Below are 23,782 nucleotides of genomic sequence, written 5' to 3'. Positions count from 1 at the left end.
AATAAAAAATATCGTCTTTTAAGGCGATATTTTTTTTGAATTTATTTCCGGTATTCCCAGGGCGCGACGGGAGATTTTTCGGACCACAAACCGACTTTATTTCTGCGTGCTAAAAGTTCCAGCTTTGCATATTCCAGATTCACGGAATATCTTTTATAATGCCAGGCTAAACCTGCTTTCAGCATTTCTTTGTTGAGGCAGGTTTTTTCATTCAAATAAATTTCCGCGATTATGCGGCCGCGCGCATCGTAATTCCCTTTTTTTCCGGTGCTCACTAATGTTACTGTTTTTCCGAAAGCAAGTTCAGCGAGTTTCTGTTTTGAAACCGAACCAAAAGCCTGTTTTTTTTCGGGCGCGTCGATGTGCTCTAACCTAACAATGATTGGCAACTGATAATATAAAACCTCAACAGTGTCGCCGTCTTTAATTCCGATAACTTTTACTTTCAGCACAAGCTGATCTGTTTTCTGAAAAAAGGGCTGCGAAGCAGGGAAAAAAGTATTTGCGCTGAATAGAAATAGAAAGAGTAGAATTATTTTTTTCATGCTAGAATTAAATTTTTTTTCATTTTTCTAAAGTAGGGAATTTTATAAAAAAATGAGGTTTTAGCTCGGAAAAAGTTCCAATTCCTTTAAATGAAACAGGATTGATTAAAAAAAGCTGTACTAAATGTTTTTACCCATTAAAGGTTCAACTTGGTTGGTTCCAGCAACCTGTTGCTTCTTCGAATTGTATAACGATAGTTTTTCTTCAAAGTGCGTGAAATGCGTTTCTGAAATTAGATGATGCAGTTTTTTAAGAATTTTGGACTTTTCTTTTAATTCTACAATTTCAAGCAGCAGGAAGTAATAGATTATTGAATAATATTTTTGCCAGCCAAAACCGAGATTTTCCAGATTTACACGCTCTGCAAATTTTTTGGCAGTTTCTTCGTCGCCGATTTTGTGATAGCCGACTGCAGAGAGAATTTTCCAAACCTCATCGTGTGTTAATTTCCTTTGAGACGGAATAAAATTTTGCTGAGCACTGCTTTGGAAAGTATTGTTTTCGAGTAATAACCGTATTTCACTTTTACGTTCCGTAAAGATCAGCGATTCAAGAACCGTGTATTCAAAACTGCAGACAGAGGATTTTGAAGCGGAAATATATAGTTCGCGACTGGCTTTCATTGCTGAATACGTTTTAGTGAACAGAATTTCATCACCGATATAATCGGCATAATGAAGTGTTATTCCGAATTTCAGTCCGGCGGGAATTACAAATACTTCCGGCGAAAGTTCTGTCTCCTTTACTTTTTGAAAAAAAAGGTGCATAAGTTCCTGATTTCCTTGTAAAAAAGCACTTTGGTAGAGGAAACCATATGCAAAAATTCGGGCTTCGTTTGTTTGGTTGAATTTAAGGTAAGACATGAAGTATTGCGAATACACGGTCCCAAGCATGTCGCGCATCGGGTGATTTTCCATGAAATATTTTCTAACTAATGGAAAAGGCATCATTCGGTGATGGATGGTGGCAAGGTGAAAGGGCGAATCAGCTATTTGCCTGCAAAGTTGCTCACTTTTAAGCCAATAATCATTTCCTGAATCTTCGGCAGAACCGAAGAATAATTCCAGCTCGCTGTTTGTCTTAAAATCTGCAAAGTGATGAAAATCGGTAAATCCGCAAAATTTCGCCAGGATATCCAATGTATAGAGGCTTGGTTGTGAAGATGCTTTAATCAATCCAAAAAACCGCCGCAAAGTTTGGGCACTGATATTGGCCTTAAGTTTTTCTGCAAGAATAGCTGCAAGATTTTCGCAGTCGGTGGCAGTTACGATCTGCTTCCCAAACTGATCAATTACATTTAGACGGAGCTGAAGAAGTGCGTCTGTATTCCGATTCATGAATTTAACATTTCTATTTGTGTCACTTGCCGGCAGTTAATAATGTACAGCAATGTACAAAAACTTTACCTTAATTGAATGTATATTTGCAGGTACACAAATGATGGAGAAAAAATTTCTCAAAAACAGCTTGCTGTGAGCTTCTCTCAAAAACACAAATGAAAAATCCCGGTACATTACTGAACCGGGATTTAGTTTGAAAAAACGTGGAAACTAATTACGCCTGTACGTTATTTTGACCTAATACGAAAGGTTCAACTTCTTTGATTTCACCAAACTGCTGCTCGTAGTTCGCGATGTTTTGCTGCAAAGCTGCCAATACTCTTTTTGCGTGCAATGGAGCAAGAATTACTCTTGATCTTACGTTTGCCTGCTGAACTCCGGGCATCATCTGGATAAAATCCAAAACGAATTCTGAAGGTGAATTATTCACCAACGCAAGGTTGCAATATACGCCCTGTGCAACCATTTCGTTTAAGTTAATGTTAATGTTGTTCTGATCTTGATTTTGGTTTTGATCTTGGTTGTCCATTTTTTGAAATATTTTAAATTTTTAATTTTAGATTGTAGACTTCAGAAATCAGACTTCAGAAATTAAAATTCTGAAATCTGATGTCTTTTGTCTTATTTTAATTGATGTCTTCGAATTCTTTTTTAGAACCTACGATTACATTTTGATAATCTTTCAGACCTGTACCTGCAGGAATTCTATGTCCTACAATTACATTTTCTTTCAGACCGCTCAGGTAATCTACTTTTCCGGAAACCGCCGCTTCGTTCAATACTTTGGTTGTTTCCTGGAAGGAAGCCGCCGACATGAACGATTTGGTTTGAAGCGCTGCTCTGGTAATCCCCTGTAACACAGGAGTAGCCGTTGCTGATAGAGCTTCACGAACTTCTACCAAGGCCAAATCTTCACGTTTCAGTTTTGAGTTTTCGTCTCTAAGTTCTCTTGCGGTAATCATCTGACCTGGTTTAAATTCTTTCGAATCGCCAGCTTCAACAACTACTTTAAGGCCGAAAACGCGGTTGTTCTCTTCTAAGAAGTCACCTTTGTGTTCCAATGCACCTTCTAAGAATTGCGTATCTCCACCATCCACAATAGAAACTTTGGTCATCATCTGACGCACAATAATTTCGAAGTGTTTGTCATCGATTTTCACCCCTTGAAGACGGTAAACTTCCTGAATTTCATTAACCAAATATTCCTGCACGGCAGTTGGCCCTTTGATTTTCAAGATATCGTCTGGTGTTGTAGAACCATCAGAAAGTGGTGAACCCGCTCTCACGAAGTCATTTTCCTGTACCAGAATCTGGTTGGAAAGCTTCACCAAATATTTGGAGATTTCTCCGGTTTTAGCTTCCACGATCAACTCGCGGTTACCTCTTTTGATTTTTCCATAAGATACTACACCATCGATTTCTGTAACTACCGCCGGGTTGGAAGGATTTCTCGCTTCGAACAATTCGGTAACACGAGGAAGACCACCGGTGATATCCCCTGATTTTGCTGATTTTCTTGGGATCTTGATCATTACTTTACCTGCTTTAATCTTCTCACCATCATTTACCATAATGTGAGCGCCAACCGGTAGGTTATAAGCTTTTTGTTCAACACCTTTAGAGTCTACAACTTTCAAAGTTGGTACGGCTTTCTTGTTTCTAGATTCAGAAATTACTTTCTCTTCGAAACCAGTCTGCTCATCAATTTCCAACTGGAAGGAAACCCCTTGAATAATATCTTCGTACTCGATTTTACCTGCAGATTCCGCGATGATTACCGCGTTATACGGATCCCACTTACAGATTAAATCACCTTTTTTCACTTTGTCACCCGGTTTTACCGCTAACTCTGATCCATAAGGAATATTCGCAACCATTAATGGCGTTCTGGCAGCATTGTCTGCTACCAAACGGAATTCCGTTGAACGTGAAACTACAATTTCCGCTTTTTTACCTTCTTCGTTTTCGGAAGTTACCGTACGGATTTCGTCCATTTCTACGATACCATCACGTCTTGCAACGATGGAAGGATTTTCGGAGATATTTCCTGCAGTTCCCCCTTGGTGGAAGGTTCTCAATGTTAACTGAGTTCCCGGCTCACCGATGGATTGTGCTGCGATAACACCTACCGCTTCACCCATGTGAATTGGTTTTCCGGTTGCTAAGTTTCTACCGTAACAAGCGGCACAAATTCCTTTTTTCGCTTCACAAGTCAATGGCGAACGAACTTCTACGATATCGATACCCGCAGCTTCGATTTTTTTAGCAATAGCTTCATCAATTAATTGATCAGCTTCCAAAATAATTTCGTCGGTTTCGGGATCGTACACGTTATGTAAAGAAACTCTACCCAAGATTCTCTCAGAAAGTCTTTCAACGATTTCGTCATTTTTCTTAAGTGGTGTAATTTCTGTTCCTCTTAAAGTTCCACAGTCGTTTTCTGTAATGATCACATCCTGTGCAACGTCTACCAACCTTCTGGTCAGGTAACCCGCATCGGCAGTTTTCAAAGCGGTATCCGCCAAACCTTTACGAGCACCGTGAGTAGAGATAAAGTATTCCAAAATGGATAAACCTTCTTTAAAGTTTGCCACAATTGGGTTTTCGATAATTTCTGCCCCTGTTGAGCCCGCTTTTTGCGGTTTTGCCATCAATCCACGCATACCGGAAAGCTGACGGATTTGCTCTTTGGAACCCCTTGCACCGGAATCAAGCATCATATAAACTGAATTGAAACCACCTTGGTCGGTTTTCATTCTGCTCATGATCATCTCGGTTAATCCGGCGTTGGTATTGGTCCAAACGTCAATTACCTGGTTATATCTTTCAGTATCGGTAATTAATCCCATGTTGTAGTTGGCCTTGATCTCATCTACTGTTTCCACAGCAGTAGCGATCATGTTTTTCTTTTCTTCCGGGATTACGATATCACCTAAACTAAAGGAGAGACCACCTTTGAATGCATTTGAGTAACCTAAGTCTTTCATATCATCCAGGAAGCGTACTGTTGTTGGGAAATCAGTATCTGCTAGAATTCTACCAATTACATTTCGCAATGATTTTTTGGTCAAAAGTTCATTTACAAAACCAACTTCTTTCGGTACAATCTGGTTAAACAATACTCTACCTACAGTAGTTTCAGTAAGTCGAGTAACCAATTCTCCATCTTCCTTCACAGGAACTCTACATCTTACTTTTGCATTTAAAGACACCTGGCCTTCAGCATAAGCGATTTCTACTTCTTCCGGAGAATAGAAAGCAAGGCCTTCACCTTTCACTTTCATGTCATCTGTTGAAGACAATTCTTTGGTCATAAAATAAAGACCCAAAACCATATCCTGAGAAGGTACTGTAATCGGGGAACCATTCGCAGGGTTTAAGATATTCTGAGAACCTAACATTAGAAGTTGAGCTTCTAAAATAGCTTCCGGACCTAAAGGTAAGTGAACCGCCATCTGGTCACCATCGAAATCCGCGTTGAAAGCTGTAGTTACCAAAGGGTGAAGCTGAATTGCTTTTCCTTCGATCATTTTTGGCTGGAACGCCTGGATTCCCAATCTGTGAAGCGTAGGTGCTCTGTTCAAAAGTACAGGGTGCCCTTTCATCACGCCTTCCAAAATGTCATAAACAACAGGTTCTTTTCTGTCGATGATTCTTTTGGCAGATTTTACGGTTTTTACAATTCCTCTTTCGATCAGTTTTCTGATGATGAACGGTTTGTAAAGTTCCGCTGCCATATCTTTTGGAATTCCACATTCGTGCAACTGTAAGTTTGGACCTACGACGATTACGGAACGCGCAGAATAATCAACACGTTTTCCTAATAAATTCTGACGGAAACGACCTTGCTTACCTTTCAGGGAATCTGAAAGTGATTTCAACGGTCTGTTGGATTCTGATTTTACAGCAGAAGATTTTCTGGTATTATCAAAAAGTGAATCCACCGATTCCTGCAGCATTCTTTTTTCATTTCGAAGGATTACTTCCGGAGCTTTAATCTCTAAAAGTCTCTTCAAACGGTTATTTCTGATGATTACGCGACGGTAAAGGTCATTTAAATCTGAAGTCGCGAAACGACCACCATCCAATGGAACCAAAGGTCTCAATTCTGGTGGAATTACTGGAAGCACTCTCATAATCATCCATTCCGGACGGTTGACCATACGTGTGTTTGCACCTCTTAAGGCTTCAACTACGTTCAATCTTTTTAAGGCTTCGGTTCTTCTTTGTTTTGATGATTCGTTGTGTGCTTTGTGACGTAAATCGAACGACAATGCATCTAAATCAATTCTTTTTAATAATTCTTCAACCGCTTCAGCACCCATTTTGGCGATGAATTTGTTCGGGTCCGAATCATCTAAATATTGATTATCCGGTGGAAGCGTTTCCAAAACATCCAGATATTCTTCTTCAGTTAAGAATTCTTTATCATCAAAGTCAGCACCGTCGGCTTTTTTAGCCATACCTTGCTGAATTACAACGTATCTTTCATAATAGATTATCATGTCTAATTTCTTAGACGGCAATCCTAAAAGATATCCGATTTTATTCGGCAAAGAACGGAAATACCAGATGTGCGCAACAGGAACAACCAAACCGATGTGGCCGATTCTTTCCCTACGGACTTTTTTCTCTGTAACTTCTACACCACAACGGTCACAAACGATTCCTTTGTATCGGATTCTTTTGTATTTTCCACACGCACATTCATAATCCTTTACAGGACCGAAGATTTTCTCACAGAAAAGACCATCTCTTTCCGGCTTGTGCGTACGGTAGTTAATAGTTTCGGGCTTTAAAACTTCACCGCGGGAATCCTGCAAAATGATTTCCGGAGAAGCAAGTCCAATCGTAATTTTTGTAAAATTACTTGTTTTATTTTTGTTTGACATTTCTTAGATTTTAGATTGTAGATTTTAGATTTTAGATTTTTTCCGGGCTAAAAGGCCGAAAAATTTGAATTTAAAATTTAAAATTATTCCTCAAGTCTTACATCAAGACCAAGACCCTGTAACTCATGCAGCAATACATTGAAGGATTCCGGAATACCTGGTTCAGGCATTGCTTCACCTTTTGCAATTGCTTCGTAAGTTTTAGCTCTACCAATCACGTCATCCGACTTCACGGTCAGGATTTCACGAAGGATGTTTGAAGCACCAAACGCTTCCAATGCCCAAACCTCCATCTCACCGAATCTCTGTCCACCAAACTGCGCTTTACCACCTAACGGCTGCTGCGTAATCAATGAGTAAGGTCCGATAGAACGTGCGTGCATTTTATCATCTACCATGTGACCAAGTTTCAACATGTAAATAATTCCAACCGTTGCCGGCTGCGCGAATCTTTCACCTGTTCCTCCGTCATAAAGGTAAGTGCTGCCATATTTTGGTAAACCTGCCTGGTCGGTATACTCTGTAATCTGGTCTAAACTTGCACCATCGAAGATCGGCGTTGCAAATTTTAATCCTAATTTTTGACCTGCCCAGCCTAAAACGGTCTCATAAATCTGACCGATGTTCATACGGGATGGTACACCAAGTGGATTCAAAACGATATCTACCGGAGTTCCATCTTCTAAGAACGGCATATCTTCTTCACGTACGATTCTGGAAACGATCCCTTTGTTACCGTGACGACCCGCCATTTTATCACCTACGTTCAGTTTACGTTTTTTAGCAACATAAACTTTCGCAAGTTTAATGATACCTGCAGGAAGTTCATCACCAATTGAAATGGCAAACTTCTCACGGTTTTTGATTCCCTGAATGTCGTTATATTTAATCTTATAGTTGTGGATCAACTGTTTTACAAGGCTGTTACGCTCTGCATCTACAGTCCAGTCCGCGCCGCTTACGTTTACATAATCTTCAACAGATTGTAGAAGTTTTGTTGTAAACTTCACGCCTTTACCGATAATTTCTTCGTTTAGGTCGTTATTTACGCCTTGTGAAGTTTTACCGTTAACTAAAGTTCCTAATTTTTCAAGAAGTGTATTTCTTAATTCATCGAACTTCGCTTTGTACGTATTTTCGATTTCCTCAAGTTTTAATTTCTCTTCGGATCTTTTCTTTTTGTCTTTGATATTTCTGGAGAACAGTTTTTTGTTGATAACAACTCCTCTTAAAGAAGAATCTGCTTTCAACGAAGCATCTTTTACATCTCCTGCTTTGTCACCAAAGATCGCGCGTAATAGTTTTTCTTCCGGTGTTGGATCAGATTCTCCTTTTGGAGTAATCTTTCCAATCATAATATCACCAGGCTTCACATCAGCACCGATTCTAATCATACCGTTTTCGTCAAGATCTTTTGTAGCTTCTTCAGAAACGTTCGGTATATCCGCGGTTAATTCTTCCATACCTAATTTGGTATCACGAACTTCCAGTGAATATTCATCAACGTGAATTGAAGTAAACCAGTCTTCACGTACTACTTTTTCGTTAATTACAATCGCATCCTCGAAATTGTACCCTTTCCATGGCATAAATGCTACAGTAAGGTTTCTACCGATCGCTAATTCTCCATTTTCTGTCGCATAACCGTCACAAAGAACCTGACCTTTTTCTACTTTGTCACCTACTCTTACGTTTGGTCTCAAGGTGATAGTGGTACTTTGGTTGGTTTTACGGAATTTGGTTAATTTATATGTTTTAGTTCCTGAATCAAAAGACACGAGATCCTGATCTTCAGTTCTGTCATATTTAATGGTGATCTTGTTTGCATCAACATACTCTACTACACCTGTTCCTTCAGCATTGATTAAAACACGTGAATCTGTAGCAACCTGTTTTTCCAAACCTGTTCCAACAATTGGTGCTTCCGGTTTCAATAACGGAACGGCCTGACGCATCATATTCGATCCCATCAACGCACGGTTCGCATCATCATGCTCCAAGAATGGAATTAATGACGCAGAAATACCGGAAATCTGGTTCGGTGCAACATCGATCAAGTCAACCTGTTGTGGCTCAACAACCGGATAATCACCATCCAAACGTGCAATCACACGGTCAGTGCTGATGGTTCCGTCGTCTTTCATCTCGATATTCGCCTGCGCAATTACACGATCTTCTTCATCTTCCGCATTTAAGTAAACCGGCGCAGTTTTTAAGTCAACTTTACCGTTTTCTACTTTTCTGTATGGAGTTTCGATGAAACCAAGACTGTTGATTTTCGCATAAATACCCAAAGATGAAATCAAACCAATGTTTGGTCCCTCTGGAGTTTCAATAGGGCAAATTCTTCCGTAGTGTGTATGGTGAACGTCACGTACCTCAAAACCTGCTCTTTCTCTTGAAAGTCCACCAGGTCCTAAAGCCGAAAGTCTACGCTTGTGCGTGATCTCGGATAATGGATTGGTTTGATCCATGAACTGTGACAACTGGTTGGTTCCGAAGAACGAGTTGATAACAGAAGTTAAAGTTTTCGCATTTACCAAATCAATCGGAGTAAATATTTCGTTATCTCTAACGTTCATTCTTTCTCTGATGGTTCTTGCGATTCTTGAAAGTCCTACGCTGAACTGACCTGATAACTGCTCACCAACGGTTTTAATACGTCGGTTTGACAAGTGGTCAATATCATCAACCTCTGCTTTTGCGTTCACCAATTCGATAAGGTGACGTACAATCGCGATGATATCCTCTTTGGTCAAAACTTCAGTTTTTTCCGGGATATTCAGGTTTAATTTTTTGTTTAATCTGTAACGTCCAACTTCACCTAAAGAGTAACGCTGCTCCGAGAAGAATAATTTTTCAATAATTCCACGTGCTGTTTCCTCATCTGGCGGATCTGCGTTACGTAACTGACGGTAAATATATTCTACCGCTTCTTTTTCCGAGTTGGTTGGATCTTTCTGTAAAGTATTCTGGATGATAGAAAACTCGTTTGCATTTTCTTTGTGAATCAAGATTGATTTCACACCAGAATCCATTATCATATCAATGTGTTCTTTTTCAAGAACAGTTTCACGGTCTAAGATGATTTCGTTTCTTTCGATAGAAACTACTTCACCAGTATCTTCGTCCACGAAATCTTCGAACCAGGTGTTCAAAACTCTCGCAGCAAGAACTCTTCCTTCTACTTTTTTCAACGCAGCTTTAGAAACTTTCACTTCTTCGGCAAGGTCGAAAATCTGAAGGATATCTTTATCAGACTCGTATCCGATCGCTCTTAACAAAGTTGTTAAAGGCAATTTTTTCTTACGGTCGATATAGGCGAACATCACATTGTTGATGTCGGTTGTAAATTCCATCCAAGATCCTTTGAAAGGAATAATTCTGGAATAATACAATTTTGTTCCGTTGGCGTGATAAGTCTGGCCAAAGAAAACACCAGGAGAACGGTGTAACTGTGTTACGATAACACGCTCTGCACCGTTGATGATAAATGAACCGGAAGGCGTCATATATGGAACCGGTCCTAAATAAACGTCCTGTACAACAGTCTGGAAATCTTCATGTTCCGGGTCTGTACAGTACAGTTTTAATCTCGCTTTTAGAGGAACTGAATAAGTTAAACCTCTTTCTACACACTCGTCGATCGAGTATCTTGGGGAATCAACCAAATAGTCCAAAAACTCCAAAACGAAATTGTTTCGGGAATCGGTAATTGGGAAATTTTCTTGAAAGGTTTTGTACAAAGATTCATTGAGTCTTTGCTCCGGAAGGGTATCCAACTGGAAAAAATCTTTGAAAGATTGGATCTGAATGTCCAAAAAGTCAGGAGTCACAATTTTCCCTTTTGCTTCGGAGAAATTGATTCTTTGGTTGGCCTGAGCTTTAGCGACTGCTTTAGATTTACTCATAAAAAAATTAAAGAATGAGGGTTAAAAAATATTTTGTTTCAAAATATCAGAAAGAAAAACAGGAAAAAAGGGTGATTTAACAGGTGATTTTTGGCGCAATCAGTAGAATTATCACTCACAGTTCCTCGAAGCTCTCTCTAACTGCAACATCGGTATATCTTTTCACGACGTAATGCAAAATATTTTCACTGTATTTCGGCTAAATTATTATTTGCTGACTATAGAAAACGGAAAATCCTCTTTCAAAAAATGAAAGAGTTGAAAATCAATTAATTAAGGTCTGATGTATAATTATTTGCGCCAAAATAGACTGCAAAGATACAATTTCTTTGCGGGATTGGCAAATATTGTCTATCCGTAGAACAGCTACGAAGTTATAAATTTAAGTTAAATTTTTCAATAAATTGCAAATAATAATTTGATCTTTAGAAGGTGATGAATTCAGAATTCTGGAAAAAAATGCCCAAACCGCACTGAAAAAATTTGCCCAAATACTTGATTATCAATGATTAAATTATTATGTTAAATAAGTATTAAAATTTTTGCCGCCATGCTTTTACTTCGTAAATTTACGCTCCAAAAACGCAAAATTTATGAATTTTCCCCGCCTGCAAGAAAAGCTTGAAATCCTGGCCGATGCCGCGAAATACGATGTTTCGTGCTCCTCCAGCGGCGGAAACCGTAAAAACACCAAAGGCGGTTTAGGTGACAGCCACGCTTCCGGAATTTGCCATTCTTACACCGAAGACGGGCGCTGCGTTTCTTTGCTGAAAATCCTGTTGACCAACCATTGCATTTACGATTGCGCCTACTGCGTTTCCCGAAAATCTAACGATATTAAACGAGCCGCTTTCACCGTGGAAGAAGTGGTGGATTTAACCATTAATTTTTACCGGCGAAATTACATTGAAGGTTTGTTTTTAAGCTCGGGAATTTTCAAAGATGCGGACACCACGATGGAAAGATTGGTTCGCGTTGCGAAAAAACTGCGTACAGAACACAACTTTAACGGCTATATTCACCTGAAATCTATTCCCGGCGCGAGTGATGAATTGATGAAAGAAGCCGGTTTATATGCCGACCGACTTTCCATTAATCTGGAAATTCCGACCACAAAAGGTTTGAAACTTTTAGCACCCGAAAAATCGCACGACCAAATGATTAAACCGATGGGTTTTATTAAAAATGAACTCATTCTCTATAAAGAAGAGAAAAAACTCTTCAAAAATGTCCCAAAATTTGCGCCGGCCGGACAATCAACACAGATGATTGTAGGCGCAACCGACGAAACTGATTTGAAAATCATTAAAGTCGCGGATCATTTTTACCAGAATTTCAAGCTGAAACGCGTGTATTATTCCGGTTATGTACCGATGCTGGAAGATAAAAGACTGCCGTCGATAGATTCGCAGGTGCCGATGTTACGCGAAAACAGATTGTATCAGGCAGATTGGTTGATGCGATTTTATGGCTTTAAAGCCGATGAAATTTTAGAAAAAAGCAATCCGTTCCTGGATTTGGAAGTCGATCCGAAACTTGCGTGGGCGCTGCGAAACCGCGAGCAATTTCCGGTGAACATCAATACCGCAACGAAAGAAATGATTTTGCGCGTACCCGGAATCGGCAGAAAATCGGTATTTAAAATTTTAAGTGCGAGAACTTTCCAAAAACTGAATCTGAGTCATTTGCAAAAAATGGGCGTGGCGACAAACCGCGCAAAATATTTTGTAGAATTTGAATCGCAAAATATTTTTAATAAATACATTGATGATTTTAACTTCAGGAAAATAATTTTGCAGGGCATGAAATCGAAATTTCAGAATCCTTTTTCGGAGCAACTGACGCTTTTTTAGATGACGACGCTTTTGTACGACGGAACTTTTGAAGGACTTTTCACCGCAATTTTTGAAGTTTACGAATATCAGTTCCAACCTGCTGAGATTATTTCCGAAAAAAACCACCAAACAGCGGCATTTTTTTCTGAAACTCACGAAGTGCAAACCGACGAGAAAAAAGCCAAACGCGTTCTGCAAAAATTGGAGGCTAATTTGGGCAAAAAAGGCGTTTCGCAGTTGCTGCGCGTATATCTTTCGGAAAAGGAAAGTGCAGAGCGCCTGATTCTTTCCGCGGTTGCTCTGTCGCTGGAATTTCCGAAGGAAAATATACTGAATAATTTTGCGCATCCGGATATGATGGAAATTGCGAAAATTACAAAATCCATAAGCCGTGAAGTGCACAGAATGCACGCTTTCGTAAGATTTGAAAAGTTGCAGGACGAGGTTTATTTCGCGAAGATTGAACCGGATTTCAATGTTTTACCATTAATCATCAGCCATTTTAAAAACCGTTATCAGGACCAGAAATGGATGATTTACGATATTCGGCGCGGTTACGGTGTTTTTTATGATTTAGAAGAGGCGCAGTTTTTTGAACCAAACTTCGACGAAAATTTTCAGTTGAAAAAAACGGGAACCCTTTTGCACGAAGAGGAAATGAACTATCAAAAACTGTGGCAACGTTATTTCTTCAAAACCAATATTCCGGAACGGAAAAATTTAAAACTTCATGTGCAATCGTTGCCGAAGCGTTACTGGAAATATTTAACTGAAAAATACTGAGCTTTTCGGGCATTTTTTTCAATTTTAGAAAACGAAAAAATTTGCCGTAATAGCAGCGAATTTTTCGAGCTTTCAATAACACCTATGTAAAAAACAAAAAAACCGCCTTTGAGGGCGGTTTTTTTTTATAATTAGCGGTAGAAATTATTTCAATTCTACTTCAGCACCAGCTTCTTCTAATTGTTTTTTCAAAGCTTCAGCTTCGTCTTTAGAGATACCTTCTTTGATAGCAGTCGGAGCTGAATCTACCATATCTTTAGCTTCTTTAAGACCTGCACCAGTTAAATCTTTAACTAATTTTACAACTGCTAATTTAGAAGCACCTGCAGCTTTCAAGACTACATCGAATTCTGTTTTTTCTTCAACAGCTTCAGCAGCAGCACCACCACCGGCAGCAACAGCTACAGCAGCAGGCTCAATACCGTACTCTTCTTTAAGAATAGCAGCTAATTCGTTTACGTCTTTTACGGTTAAGTTTACAAGCGTTTCCGCTAAGTTTTTTAAATCTGACATTTTAATAATGTTTTAATTGTTGAACGATTTATTTTGATTTTTTTTTGAGTCTAATTACTCTGCACTTGGTGCATCTGTAGCGTCAGCGCTTGCTTCTGGAGCAGCTTCTGCAGCTGGAGTTTCTTCTGCCGGTGCTTCTTCGGTTGCTGGAGCAGCTTCTTCTGAAGATCCTTCAGCGTTTTCTTTGTTCTGAAGCGCAGAAAGTAAATTTCTAAGTGGAGACTGAAGCAATGTGATGATTTCACCAATCATTTCTTCTCTTGACTTGATGCTAACTAAAGCGTCTAAGTTTTCGTCGCCTACATAGAAAGTTTCCTGTAAATAAGCAGATTTTAAGGCAGGAATTTCAGCTTTTTTTCTGAATCCCTGAATCAACTTAGCCGGAGCGTTTGCTGTTTCAGAAATCATCAAAGCGGAGTTACCTACGAAAGTTGGGAACATTTCAGAGTAATCTACTCCTTCAATTTGCTCCAAAGCTTTCTGTAACAAAGTGTTTTTTACAACCTTTACTGTAATATTCTGCTTGAATGCCTGTCTTCTGAATTCTGAAGTTGCAGCAGCATTCATTCCTTCAAGACTTGCTACATAAACCACTTTCGCGTCCTGTAATGCGTCTTTCAATTCTTGTATTACTAATACTTTATCTTCTTTTGTCATTGTCTTACAGATTATTAGTTTACAGATTTAGTATCAATTGCAATACCCGGACTCATGGTGGAAGACAAGTAGATGCTTCTTACATAAACACCTTTGGATGCTGTAGGCTTCAATTTCATCAATGTCTGAATTAATTCAGCTGCATTTTCTTTAATTTGAGCCGGCTCGAAAGATACTTTACCAATTCCTGCGTGGATAATACCATATTTATCAACTTTAAAATCAATTTTACCTGATTTTACTTCAGAGACTGCTTTACCAATATCCATGGTTACAGTTCCTGATTTTGGGTTCGGCATCAAACCACGTGGTCCTAAAATTCTACCTAACGGGCCTAATTTCCCCATTACAGCAGGCATAGTCACGATAACGTCAACATCCGTCCAACCTTCTTTTATTTTCTGTAAATACTCGTCAAGACCTACATAATCAGCACCTGCTGCGGTAGCTTCAGCTTCTTTGTCTGGAGTTACAAGAGCAAGTACTTTTACATCTTTACCTGTACCGTGTGGAAGAGAAACTACGCCTCTTACCATTTGGTTTGCTTTTCTTGGATCTACACCCAATCTAACAGCCAAGTCAACAGATGCGTCAAATTTTGCAAAGTTTACTTCTTTCACCAAAGCCGAAGCTTCGTCCAGACTGTAAATTTTGTTTTTTTCTATTTTGCTTAAAGCTTCCTTTTGCTTTTTAGTTAATTTTGCCATTTTTCTGTGGTTTTAAGCGTTAGTTGGTTTAGTTCCTGTTACTCTCAATCCCATAGAACGGGCGGTTCCTGCAATCATTGTCATTGCAGAATCTAATGTAAAGCAGTTAAGATCAGTCATCTTGTCTTCTGCAATTTTTTTAACCTGATCCCAAGATACACTTCCTACTTTCGCGCGGTTAGGTTCACCAGAACCTTTCTTTTGCTTAGAAGCATCTAAAAGCTGAATAGCAGCTGGAGGAGTTTTGATAACGAATTCAAATGATTTGTCTTCGAAAACTGTAATAACTACAGGTAAAACTTGCCCAGGCTTATCTTGAGTTCTTCCGTTAAATTGCTTACAAAACTCCATAATGTTCACCCCTGCAGAACCCAAAGCTGGACCTACCGGTGGAGATGGGTTTGCCGCTCCTCCTTTTACTTGGAGCTTCACCATTTTAAAGACTTTTTTAGCCATTTTTTCTTTTTAAAAATTAAGTAATTTATGAATGTGGAAGCATTTATAAATCTGCAGGGCGGGTTCTCATATCACCACTCTACATTTCGGACTGCAAAATTAAGAATAAATTTTAATTACACAAGCGGTAAGACCTTGATTTTTAGAAAGAATTTTACTCAGTGGAAGTTGACAGTCGAAAGTGATCAGTTTATAATTAAAATAAACAGGTAAAAATTATAGTTGTGTCGTAATAACGCGTCGTGGACTAAAAGAGAAAAATTTGCCGTTAAAGCAAGGAATTTTTTTCAAATGATTTTCAGGGTGGAAAATTTTCGCCGCTAAAATGATGGATTTTCTCAAAATCTAAAAGAGAAAAATTTGCCTTTAAAGCAGGAAATTTTTGAAAATTAATAATTAAGCATTAATAATTAATAATTGACCATTAATAATTAAAAAAAGTCAACTCGGGAAAGTTGACTTTTAATTTATTTTTTAAAAAAGCTGTTATACTTTTTCTACCTGCATAAAGCTGAGCTCCATCGGAGTTTTTCGGCCGAAAATCATTACGGATACTTCGATTTTCTTTTTCTCTTCGTGTAGTTTTTCTACTGTACCGTTGAAACCATTGAAAGGTCCATCAATTACTTTTACGTTTTCACCGACCACAAACGGAATTGCTGTTTCCATGGCAAATTCTGAAAGTTCATCCATTCTGCCCAGCATTCTGTTTACCTCAGATTTACGCATCGGCACAGGATCGCCGCCTTTAGTAGAACTTAAAAATGAAATTACACCGGGAATGTTTTTAATGATGTGTGGGATTTCTCCAACCAAATTGGCCTCAACCATCAAATAACCTGGGTAATATGGTTTTTCTTTCGGTACTTTTTTGCCATTTCTAATCTGGATCACTTTTTCCATAGGAATGACCACCTGAGTAACGTAATCTTCGAAACCGTGGTGTTTCATTTCGTTCTCAATATAGGCTTTCACCTTATTTTCCTGTCCGCTGATGGATTTCAGTACATACCACTTCAAGTCACTCATTTTGGGAAAATAATTTTAATTGAACAGATTGATAAAGAGCGAGATGGTATTCGCAATAGATTTACTGAACAATGAATCTACACCAAAAGTAAAAAGCGCTAAAATAATGGTAGCAATGGTAACTACAATCGTAGACGACTGCAACTCTGGCCATTTTGGCCATTCAACTTTGTCTTTAAATTCGGTATAAGAACCTTTAATAAAATCTACTAAACTCATTATCTTTTATTTGCACGGGCACAAGGACTCGAACCCTGATCAACGGTTTTGGAGACCGGTATCCTACCATTGGACGATGCCCGTAGATTAAAAAAAGTTCCGTAAGAATCCCTACGGAACTTTAATATTTAATTAGAAATTAATCTAAGATTTCAGTTACCTGACCTGCACCAACTGTTCTACCACCTTCTCTGATCGCAAATCTAAGACCTACGTTAAGAGCGATTGGCTGTAACAATTCTACAGTGATAGAGATGTTATCTCCTGGCATTACCATTTCTACACCTTCTGGTAAGAAGATTTCACCTGTAACGTCTGTAGTTCTTACGTAGAACTGTGGACGGTATTTGTTGTGGAATGGAGTGTGACGACCACCTTCTTCTTTAGACAAGATATAAACCTCAGCTTTGAATTTTTTGTGTGGTTTTACAGAATCTTTTTTAGCGATTACCATACCTCTTTTGATGTCGGTTTTTTCAATACCTCTCAACAATAGACCTACGTTATCACCAGCTTCTCCTCTGTCAAGGATTTTTCTAAACATTTCAACACCTGTAATGGTAGAAGTAAGTTTTTCATCACCCATACCTACGATGTCTACAGGATCACCAGTATTGATTACACCAGCTTCAATTCTACCAGTAGCAACAGTACCACGACCTGTAATAGAGAATACGTCTTCGATTGGCATCAAGAAAGTTTTGTCCACATCTCTTGTAGGAAGTTCAATCCAAGTATCAACAGCTTCCATCAATTCTTCGATTTTTTCTACCCATTTTGGCTCACCGTTAAGTCCACCTAAAGCTGAACCTTGGATTACGGGAGTGTTGTCACCATCATAGTCATAAGAAGAAAGAAGGTCTCTAACTTCCATTTCTACTAGTTCTAACAACTCAGCATCGTCAACCATGTCAACTTTATTCATAAATACCAATACGTTAGGTACGTTTACCTGACGACAAAGTAAGATATGCTCTCTTGTTTGTGGCATTGGTCCGTCAGTAGCAGCTACTACAAGGATAGCACCGTCCATCTGCGCAGCACCAGTTACCATGTTTTTTACATAATCCGCGTGACCAGGGCAATCTACGTGAGCGTAGTGTCTGTTCGCAGTTTCATATTCAATGTGTGAAGTATTGATAGTAATACCTCTTTCTTTTTCTTCCGGAGCAGAATCAATAGAAGAGAAATCTCTTGCAGTTCCGAATCCTTTGTCAGATAACACCTTGCTGATTGCAGCAGTAAGTGTAGTTTTACCATGGTCTACGTGACCGATGGTACCAATGTTCAAGTGTGGTTTGTTACGATTAAACGTTTCCTTTGCCATGATATAAATTATTTATTAATTAATTATTCCTTTTTTCAGTGCGCAAATATAGTGATTTTTTAAATATTGAAAACTTTTTTCGATAAAAAAAAGCCACCACCAAAGATATTGATTTACACTGCGTTAGATATTAGCTAAAATACCGGACTGCAAATTTACAGAAAAATATTTATTTCTGAAAATCTCGGCGAATTTTTATAAAAACTTCAATTTCTTTTAAAAAGGAAAAATTTGCCATTTTAACCTCGAAAATTTTGTCGAATTTTTCATTATTGAAAATAAAAAAATCCCCCTAAAAGAGAGATTTTTTTTAGAGCCAACTATGAGATTTGAACTCACGACCTCTTCCTTACCAAGGAAACGCTCTACCCCTGAGCTAAGTCGGCGAAATTTTAAAAAAAAATCACAAGCCGCTGTACTGGTTGTGATTTTAGAGCGGAAGACGAGGGTCGAACTCGCGACATTCAGCTTGGAAGGCTGACGCTCTACCAACTGAGCTACTTCCGCATTTTTGTTTCCAAAAACGTTGGTAAACGGTGCGCAAATTTAAAATAAATTTTAAGATTTGCAAGGTATTTTATAAAACGTGGGGAGAGTAGGATTCGAACCTACGAAGTCGTAAGACAGCAGAGTTACAGTCTGATCCATTTGGCCACTCTGGAATCTCCCCAATATTTTATAAAACAGAGCCTCCAGAGGGACTCGAACCCACGACCTGCTGATTACAAATCAGCTGCTCTAGCCAGCTGAGCTACGGAGGCAAAGATTTTTAAAGAACTCTTATCTCTTTTTGCGAGTGCAAATATAAGGGAGTTTTTTTTAAATCTACAAATATTATTTAATATTTTTTTACAATTTTTTTTAAGCCAATTCTTTTTTCTTGATTAGCAGCTTTTTAGCAGCTTCAGCACACAGGTCTATGCTCTCTTCAAATGTGGTTGTAGTTTTCTTTACCATGATATCATCACCCGGAACCTCCAGTTTAATCTCTGCCGTTTTATTGGCCTTTTCGCCCGTATTTTCTACTTTTAGAAAAACCGTGCAGCCATGGATTTTGTCGTAAAAAGTTTCTAACTTATTGAGTTTTTTGTCTAAATATTCTTCTAATGGTGCATGTGGAGTCAAACCGATTGACTGAACGTTAATTTTCATAATCTAGATTTTTTTTCGCCCGCGGATGAGCACTGTTAAACACTTTTTTTAATTGTTCGATATTCGCATTGGTGTACACCTGCGTGGAAGCCAATGACGAGTGTCCCATGAGTTTTTTCACTTTCGAAATCTCCGCGCCGTTATCCAAAACATGTGTTGCAAAACTATGTCGCAGGATGTGGGGGCTTTTTTTCGCTTTTAATGACACCTGACTAAGGTAGGAATTAACCGTAGAATAGACAAACTTGTCATTTAGTTTTTTGCCCTTTTTACCCACGAAAAAATACATCTCGCTCTCCGTCAAGGGTTTCCTGATGGTTAAATATTTCTTAAAATTTGCTAAGAGTTTTTCTGATACTGGAATGATTCGGGATTTGTTGCCTTTACCTGTCACCTTAATTTCGTTTTTGCTGAAATCCACATCGTTTAAAAGAAGCGAAGTAAGTTCTGCGCGCCGCATACCGGTTTGGTAAAGCGTTTCGATGATGAGTTCTTTCAAAAAATCGCCGTCTTTTGGTGCTTTTTCCAAAGTTTCCAATGTGCGCATTTCATCTTCCGAAAAGGGGATTTGCTTTTCAGCGTAAAATTTTAATGATTGGATGCTTTCCAGCGGCGAAATCTCTATTTCACCAACTTTCAAAAGAAAAAGGTAATAGCTCCGAAGCGTCGAAAGCTTTCGGTTAATGCTGCGTTTTGCAATTCCTGTGGAACTTAATTCCGACATAAAATTGCGGATGATTTTTTTGTCCACTTTCGTGGTTTCCTGATGCGCTTCGGTTTTCAGGAGAAAGTCCGTAAAGTCTGAAAGATCTTTACGGTAGCTGGTTATGGTATGTGGCGAGTAGCGCCGTTCCACTGCAATAAAGTCCAAAAATCGCTCAATCATACCCCTGTAACCAATAAAAAATCACTCCTCAAATATATGTATTTGAAAAGTGATTTGAATATTTTCAGAAAGAAAATTTTATTTAAGCTTGCTCGTCGCGGCTTATATTTCTCTGCTTGTGGGCAGCTTTCAATTTCGCCTGTCTGTTTACAACAGAAGGTTTGTTGAATTGTTGACGACTTCTAAGGGCTCTGATAGTTCCTGTTTTGTCGAATTTTCTTTTGTATTTTTTTAACGCTCTGTCGATGGATTCACCATCCTTTACCGGGATTATTAACATAGTTTACATCTCATTTTGGATTGCAAAAGTATGATTTTTTATTGAATTGACAAATTATTTTAGTATTTTTAAAATCTATTCCTAGAATTAAATGAATCCCGATTATAAAGTTATTTACGCTTCTGCCGGCTCCGGAAAAACCTACGCGCTGGTTCAGAACCTTCTCGCTATTTGTCTAAAATATCCCGCTCAAGCCGATAAAATTCAGAATATTCTCGCGCTTACTTTTACCAACAAAGCCGCGAATGAAATGAAGCACCGCATCATCAGTTGGTTAAAAGATTTCTCTGCGGAAGATTATCTAGCTAATGAAGATTTAAAAAATATCCAGTTAAAGCTCGAAAAAGATGGTTTTAAAATCTCGTTGGACGATCTTCACCTGCGTTCCAAAAAAATGCTGGATTATGTGCTGCACCACTACTCCACTTTAAACATTGGAACCATTGATAAGTTTAATGCAAAATTAGTTCGCAGTTTTTCTCAGGAATTGGGACTTGCGCAAAATTTTGCTTTGGAAATCAATGCCGAACCTTTTCTAATTGAAGCAGTCGATAAAATGTTGGAAGACATCGGTCAGGAAAATAATATTTCGCACGCCTTTATGGATTTTGTGAATTATTCACTCGACAACAACGACCGTTTAAACCTGAACCAAACGCTTTATAAATCCGCAAAAGAATATGTGCAGGATAAACATTATTTTCAGCTGAAACAAAACAAAGATTTTGATTGGGATTTGTATGAAAAATCCAAAAAGAAACTGCGGGAAAATATCCGCGAACTGCGGCAAGAATCTTTAGAAATTGCTAAAAATGTGCTCAATTTGCTCGAAGAAAAAAACATCGAAATTGCTGATTTCGCCGGAGGTGCAAACGGTATTGGCGGCTTCTTTTTTAAAACATTAAGTAATAAACAAAAGCTTTACACAACACTTCAGGAAGAAGAAAACTGCATTGAAAGAATCAGGAAAGGTGCTTCCGCAAAGGGAAAAGCAAAGCAGTCTGAGATTTTAGAAATTCTGGATTTTTTGCTCTTTGAGCGGCAAAAAATTATCACCAATTACGTTGAAATCGAGAAAAAAACCAGAATTCTAGAAGCGCTTTTACCATTAAAAGTAAATAAAGATATTCAGGATAAACTCGCGGAAATAGAGCTTGAAAATGATTTGGTGCTGCTTTCCAAGTTTAATATTATGATTCACGAAAATCTTCGTGAAGAACCTACGGCATTTATTTATGAAAAAATCGGCACGAAATTCAGCCATTATTTTTTCGATGAATTTCAGGACACTTCTTTCCTGCAATGGCAAAATTTGATTCCGCTGCGCGATCACGCAAACTCTCAAGAAAATATGAGTTTTACGCTGGTGGGCGATCCGAAACAGAGTATTTACCGTTTTCGTGGCGGCGATTCTCAGCTGATGCTGGATATCATTAATAATTCCGACAATTCCGCAGCTTCAGCAAAAGTAGAAAACCTGGAATACAATTACCGCAGCGCGAAAAACATCGTTGATTTCAACAATCAGCTTTATCTTTATATGTCGCAGTTTACAGAGCCGGAGCATCAGAAAATTTTCGGTCCGGGTTCGCAGCAAATGGCAAAATCTTCCGTGGAAGGCCGAGTGCGCATCAATATGTTGGAAAATACCGGAAGCAAAGCCACGGATTATGAAGCAGTTTCAGAATTAATGAAAAACGACATTCAAACGTGTTTGGATCAAGGTTTCCGCTTTTCAGATATCACGATTTTGTGCCGCGGAAACTTCGATATTTTCAGCTATTCGCAACATCTAGGAAATCTGAAAGTGACTTACAATGGAGAAGAAGTTTTCATCAAAACCATTTCAGAATCAGGTTTAACCTTAAATCTTTCGGTAACATTGCTAGCTTTAACGGAATTTCTGCGCTGGCACGAAAATCCGAAAAACCTGCAGTTTGCCGTAAAAATGTTGTATTACCTGAATGTTTTGGGCAGAATTGAAATCGAAGATTTTACCCGCGAAATGACCGAAATTTTAGCTTTTGGTAAAAAGGAAAAAATTGAGCAGTTTATCTCGGAAAAATTTAGCCTTAACCTTAGCGCCGACGGTCTATTACAGCTTAATCTTTACAATTTCGTGGAGCATTTCTTGAAGGAATTTTCGGTGGAAGGCAAGGAAACCGATTTTCTTTTAAATTACCTCGAAATGCTGTACGCTTATTCGCAAAACGCTGGTTCTACACTGAAAGAATTTTTAAAATTTTGGGACGAAGAAGCGCAAAAAACCACGATTCAGGCGTCAGAAAATGTGGACGCGGTGCAAATTATGACCATTCATAAATCGAAAGGTCTGGAATTTCCGGTGGTTCTGCTGCCGATGCGGAACAAAGCGCCGAGCAGAAAAAGCAGCTACTGGTTTGATACCAACGCGGAAGAAAAACTGTCGTCGGTAAACGTAAAATTATTTTCGGATGAGCTGGTGATTTACGATGAAGAAATCTCCACTTTTAATGCCAAAAATTCGTATCAGCAAAAAATTGATGATTTCTGTCTGCAATATGTAGCGACCACGCGCGCAGCAGAGCAGCTTTTTCTGTATGTAGAAAAAGGTGGAAAAACCTCTAATTACCTCGAAATTTTTGACTTTTTAAAAGATGAAATTCCGAGAAATGAAATGTTGGAAGAACTGACGTCTTTTGATTTTTACCCAATTTCCGATAACGGTCTTCGCAAGAATAAAACCGCGCGGAAAGAGCAGTTTACCACGCAGCCGATCAGTTTCCGGAATAAAGAGGAGAAAAATCCAAATGCCATAAAAATTGCAACGCCGTCCAAAAACTATCAGAACAGAATTGAAAAAGTTCGCACCGGAATTTTCACGCACGAAGTTTTAGCAAAAATAAATTCTGAAAATGATGTTGAAAAAACGCTGGAAACTTACCTTTTAGACGGAACAATTACCAGCGAAGAAAAAGCAGATATCGCGGAACGGATTTATAAAATCATAAAAAACCCCGATTACGCCCGGTATTTTTTGCCGGAGCAAGTGGTGATTAATGAAAAAGACATCATGCTTTCGGCTGAAGGAAAATCGAAAATTTATCGTCCGGACCGGTTAATTTCTACCGAAAAGGGTTTCATCATCATTGATTTTAAAACCGGCGATGTGCAGGAAAAACATCAGAAACAAATTGATGAATACCGCGCTGTGTTGGAAATTCTCGGACATCAGGTTGCGGAAACAGCAATTATTTATGTTTAAAAAAA

General features: G+C 38.6%; 18 protein-coding genes and 5 tRNA genes. 3 read left to right on the top strand and 20 right to left on the bottom strand.

Annotation, left to right across the window (positions count from 1 at the left end; translation table 11 throughout):
- Positions 1 to 41: 41 nt before the first annotated feature.
- From BMZ55_RS10075 to rpoB, 5 genes are all read right to left on the bottom strand, one after another.
- Positions 42 to 545, bottom strand: a complete 504-nt coding sequence (locus BMZ55_RS10075) for a thermonuclease family protein (protein ID WP_089820229.1) — start codon at positions 543 to 545, stop codon at positions 42 to 44.
- Positions 546 to 665: 120 nt separating this feature from the next.
- The gene (locus tag BMZ55_RS10070) at positions 666 to 1,883 is read right to left on the bottom strand and encodes a hypothetical protein (protein ID WP_089820228.1); all 1,218 of its coding nucleotides are present in this window, start codon (positions 1,881 to 1,883) and stop codon (positions 666 to 668) included.
- A gap of 217 nt (positions 1,884 to 2,100) precedes the next feature.
- Complete coding sequence (locus BMZ55_RS10065) at positions 2,101 to 2,415, bottom strand: DUF3467 domain-containing protein (protein WP_039343049.1); 315 nt, start codon at positions 2,413 to 2,415, stop codon at positions 2,101 to 2,103.
- Positions 2,416 to 2,512: 97 nt separating this feature from the next.
- A complete protein-coding gene (gene rpoC / locus BMZ55_RS10060) occupies positions 2,513 to 6,778 on the bottom strand; it encodes a DNA-directed RNA polymerase subunit beta' (RefSeq protein WP_089820227.1) in 4,266 nt (1,421 codons plus the stop codon).
- Between the two features lie 83 nt (positions 6,779 to 6,861).
- Positions 6,862 to 10,689, bottom strand: coding sequence for a DNA-directed RNA polymerase subunit beta (gene rpoB, locus BMZ55_RS10055; RefSeq protein WP_039343046.1), 3,828 nt, complete (start codon positions 10,687 to 10,689; stop codon positions 6,862 to 6,864).
- A 593-nt stretch (positions 10,690 to 11,282) separates the two neighbouring features.
- Here rpoB and BMZ55_RS10050 point away from each other — a divergent pair.
- Positions 11,283 to 12,542, top strand: a complete 1,260-nt coding sequence (locus tag BMZ55_RS10050; RefSeq protein ID WP_089820226.1) for a putative DNA modification/repair radical SAM protein — start codon at positions 11,283 to 11,285, stop codon at positions 12,540 to 12,542.
- Entirely contained in the window at positions 12,543 to 13,307 is a 765-nt protein-coding gene (locus tag BMZ55_RS10045; RefSeq protein WP_089820225.1) for a TIGR03915 family putative DNA repair protein, read from the top strand.
- Between the two features lie 144 nt (positions 13,308 to 13,451).
- On the opposite strand, the gene rplL is transcribed toward BMZ55_RS10045, so the two are convergent.
- From rplL to rpsU, 15 genes are all read right to left on the bottom strand, one after another.
- On the bottom strand, positions 13,452 to 13,820 hold the full coding sequence (rplL, locus tag BMZ55_RS10040; protein ID WP_039343041.1) for a 50S ribosomal protein L7/L12: 369 nt from the start codon (positions 13,818 to 13,820) through the stop codon (positions 13,452 to 13,454).
- Positions 13,821 to 13,874: 54 nt separating this feature from the next.
- Complete coding sequence (rplJ, locus tag BMZ55_RS10035) at positions 13,875 to 14,477, bottom strand: 50S ribosomal protein L10 (RefSeq protein WP_089820224.1); 603 nt, start codon at positions 14,475 to 14,477, stop codon at positions 13,875 to 13,877.
- Between the two features lie 14 nt (positions 14,478 to 14,491).
- Complete coding sequence (gene rplA / locus BMZ55_RS10030; protein WP_039343032.1) at positions 14,492 to 15,184, bottom strand: 50S ribosomal protein L1; 693 nt, start codon at positions 15,182 to 15,184, stop codon at positions 14,492 to 14,494.
- Positions 15,185 to 15,196: 12 nt separating this feature from the next.
- Positions 15,197 to 15,640 (bottom strand): 50S ribosomal protein L11, encoded by a 444-nt coding sequence (rplK, locus tag BMZ55_RS10025; protein ID WP_039343029.1) that lies wholly within the window; start codon positions 15,638 to 15,640, stop codon positions 15,197 to 15,199.
- A 486-nt stretch (positions 15,641 to 16,126) separates the two neighbouring features.
- Entirely contained in the window at positions 16,127 to 16,669 is a 543-nt protein-coding gene (gene nusG, locus BMZ55_RS10015) for a transcription termination/antitermination protein NusG (protein WP_039343026.1), read from the bottom strand.
- 15 nt (positions 16,670 to 16,684) lie between these two features.
- On the bottom strand, positions 16,685 to 16,888 hold the full coding sequence (gene secE / locus BMZ55_RS10010) for a preprotein translocase subunit SecE (RefSeq protein ID WP_039343023.1): 204 nt from the start codon (positions 16,886 to 16,888) through the stop codon (positions 16,685 to 16,687).
- Positions 16,889 to 16,901: 13 nt separating this feature from the next.
- Positions 16,902 to 16,972, bottom strand: a tRNA-Trp gene (locus BMZ55_RS10005).
- Between the two features lie 55 nt (positions 16,973 to 17,027).
- A complete protein-coding gene (tuf, locus tag BMZ55_RS10000) occupies positions 17,028 to 18,215 on the bottom strand; it encodes an elongation factor Tu (protein ID WP_039343021.1) in 1,188 nt (395 codons plus the stop codon).
- Positions 18,216 to 18,529: 314 nt separating this feature from the next.
- Positions 18,530 to 18,601, bottom strand: a tRNA-Thr gene (locus BMZ55_RS09995).
- Positions 18,602 to 18,649: 48 nt separating this feature from the next.
- Positions 18,650 to 18,722, bottom strand: a tRNA-Gly gene (locus tag BMZ55_RS09990).
- Positions 18,723 to 18,802: 80 nt separating this feature from the next.
- Positions 18,803 to 18,885: transfer RNA gene (locus BMZ55_RS09985), tRNA-Tyr, on the bottom strand.
- Positions 18,886 to 18,902: 17 nt separating this feature from the next.
- Positions 18,903 to 18,976: transfer RNA gene (locus BMZ55_RS09980), tRNA-Thr, on the bottom strand.
- Between the two features lie 100 nt (positions 18,977 to 19,076).
- Positions 19,077 to 19,367, bottom strand: a complete 291-nt coding sequence (locus BMZ55_RS09975; RefSeq protein WP_039343019.1) for an HPF/RaiA family ribosome-associated protein — start codon at positions 19,365 to 19,367, stop codon at positions 19,077 to 19,079.
- The gene (locus tag BMZ55_RS09970; protein ID WP_089820222.1) at positions 19,357 to 20,253 is read right to left on the bottom strand and encodes a tyrosine-type recombinase/integrase; all 897 of its coding nucleotides are present in this window, start codon (positions 20,251 to 20,253) and stop codon (positions 19,357 to 19,359) included. The genes BMZ55_RS09975 and BMZ55_RS09970 overlap by 11 nt, the downstream gene beginning before the upstream one ends.
- Before the next feature lie 82 nt (positions 20,254 to 20,335).
- Entirely contained in the window at positions 20,336 to 20,533 is a 198-nt protein-coding gene (rpsU, locus tag BMZ55_RS09965; protein WP_039343013.1) for a 30S ribosomal protein S21, read from the bottom strand.
- Positions 20,534 to 20,624: 91 nt separating this feature from the next.
- On the opposite strand from rpsU, the gene BMZ55_RS09960 reads away from it, so the two are divergent.
- The gene (locus BMZ55_RS09960) at positions 20,625 to 23,777 is read left to right on the top strand and encodes a UvrD-helicase domain-containing protein (protein ID WP_089820221.1); all 3,153 of its coding nucleotides are present in this window, start codon (positions 20,625 to 20,627) and stop codon (positions 23,775 to 23,777) included.
- Positions 23,778 to 23,782: the final 5 nt, after the last annotated feature.

Source organism: Kaistella treverensis, from assembly GCF_900114045.1.
GTDB classification, from domain to species: Bacteria; Bacteroidota; Bacteroidia; order Flavobacteriales; family Weeksellaceae; genus Kaistella; species Kaistella treverensis.
The sequence above is the reverse complement of the archived record's forward strand: the minus strand, read 5'-3'. Positions and strand labels throughout refer to the sequence as shown.

What these genes read in the sequence shown, in the direction of transcription:
- BMZ55_RS09960 (WP_089820221.1), top strand. Translation starts at nt 20,625, where the DNA reads ATGAATCCCGATTATAAAGTTATTTACGCTTCTGCCGGCTCCGGAAAA.
- secE (WP_039343023.1), bottom strand. Translation starts at nt 16,888, where the DNA reads ATGAGTTTAGTAGATTTTATTAAAGGTTCTTATACCGAATTTAAAGAC.
- rplA (WP_039343032.1), bottom strand. Translation starts at nt 15,184, where the DNA reads ATGGCAAAATTAACTAAAAAGCAAAAGGAAGCTTTAAGCAAAATAGAA.
- tuf (WP_039343021.1), bottom strand. Translation starts at nt 18,215, where the DNA reads ATGGCAAAGGAAACGTTTAATCGTAACAAACCACACTTGAACATTGGT.
- BMZ55_RS10050 (WP_089820226.1), top strand. Translation starts at nt 11,283, where the DNA reads ATGAATTTTCCCCGCCTGCAAGAAAAGCTTGAAATCCTGGCCGATGCC.
- BMZ55_RS09975 (WP_039343019.1), bottom strand. Translation starts at nt 19,367, where the DNA reads ATGAAAATTAACGTTCAGTCAATCGGTTTGACTCCACATGCACCATTA.
- rplL (WP_039343041.1), bottom strand. Translation starts at nt 13,820, where the DNA reads ATGTCAGATTTAAAAAACTTAGCGGAAACGCTTGTAAACTTAACCGTA.
- BMZ55_RS10075 (WP_089820229.1), bottom strand. Translation starts at nt 545, where the DNA reads ATGAAAAAAATAATTCTACTCTTTCTATTTCTATTCAGCGCAAATACT.
- rpoC (WP_089820227.1), bottom strand. Translation starts at nt 6,778, where the DNA reads ATGTCAAACAAAAATAAAACAAGTAATTTTACAAAAATTACGATTGGA.
- rpsU (WP_039343013.1), bottom strand. Translation starts at nt 20,533, where the DNA reads ATGTTAATAATCCCGGTAAAGGATGGTGAATCCATCGACAGAGCGTTA.
- nusG (WP_039343026.1), bottom strand. Translation starts at nt 16,669, where the DNA reads ATGAGTGACTTGAAGTGGTATGTACTGAAATCCATCAGCGGACAGGAA.
- BMZ55_RS10065 (WP_039343049.1), bottom strand. Translation starts at nt 2,415, where the DNA reads ATGGACAACCAAGATCAAAACCAAAATCAAGATCAGAACAACATTAAC.
- rpoB (WP_039343046.1), bottom strand. Translation starts at nt 10,689, where the DNA reads ATGAGTAAATCTAAAGCAGTCGCTAAAGCTCAGGCCAACCAAAGAATC.
- rplK (WP_039343029.1), bottom strand. Translation starts at nt 15,640, where the DNA reads ATGGCTAAAAAAGTCTTTAAAATGGTGAAGCTCCAAGTAAAAGGAGGA.
- BMZ55_RS10070 (WP_089820228.1), bottom strand. Translation starts at nt 1,883, where the DNA reads ATGAATCGGAATACAGACGCACTTCTTCAGCTCCGTCTAAATGTAATT.
- BMZ55_RS10045 (WP_089820225.1), top strand. Translation starts at nt 12,543, where the DNA reads ATGACGACGCTTTTGTACGACGGAACTTTTGAAGGACTTTTCACCGCA.
- rplJ (WP_089820224.1), bottom strand. Translation starts at nt 14,477, where the DNA reads ATGACAAAAGAAGATAAAGTATTAGTAATACAAGAATTGAAAGACGCA.
- BMZ55_RS09970 (WP_089820222.1), bottom strand. Translation starts at nt 20,253, where the DNA reads ATGATTGAGCGATTTTTGGACTTTATTGCAGTGGAACGGCGCTACTCG.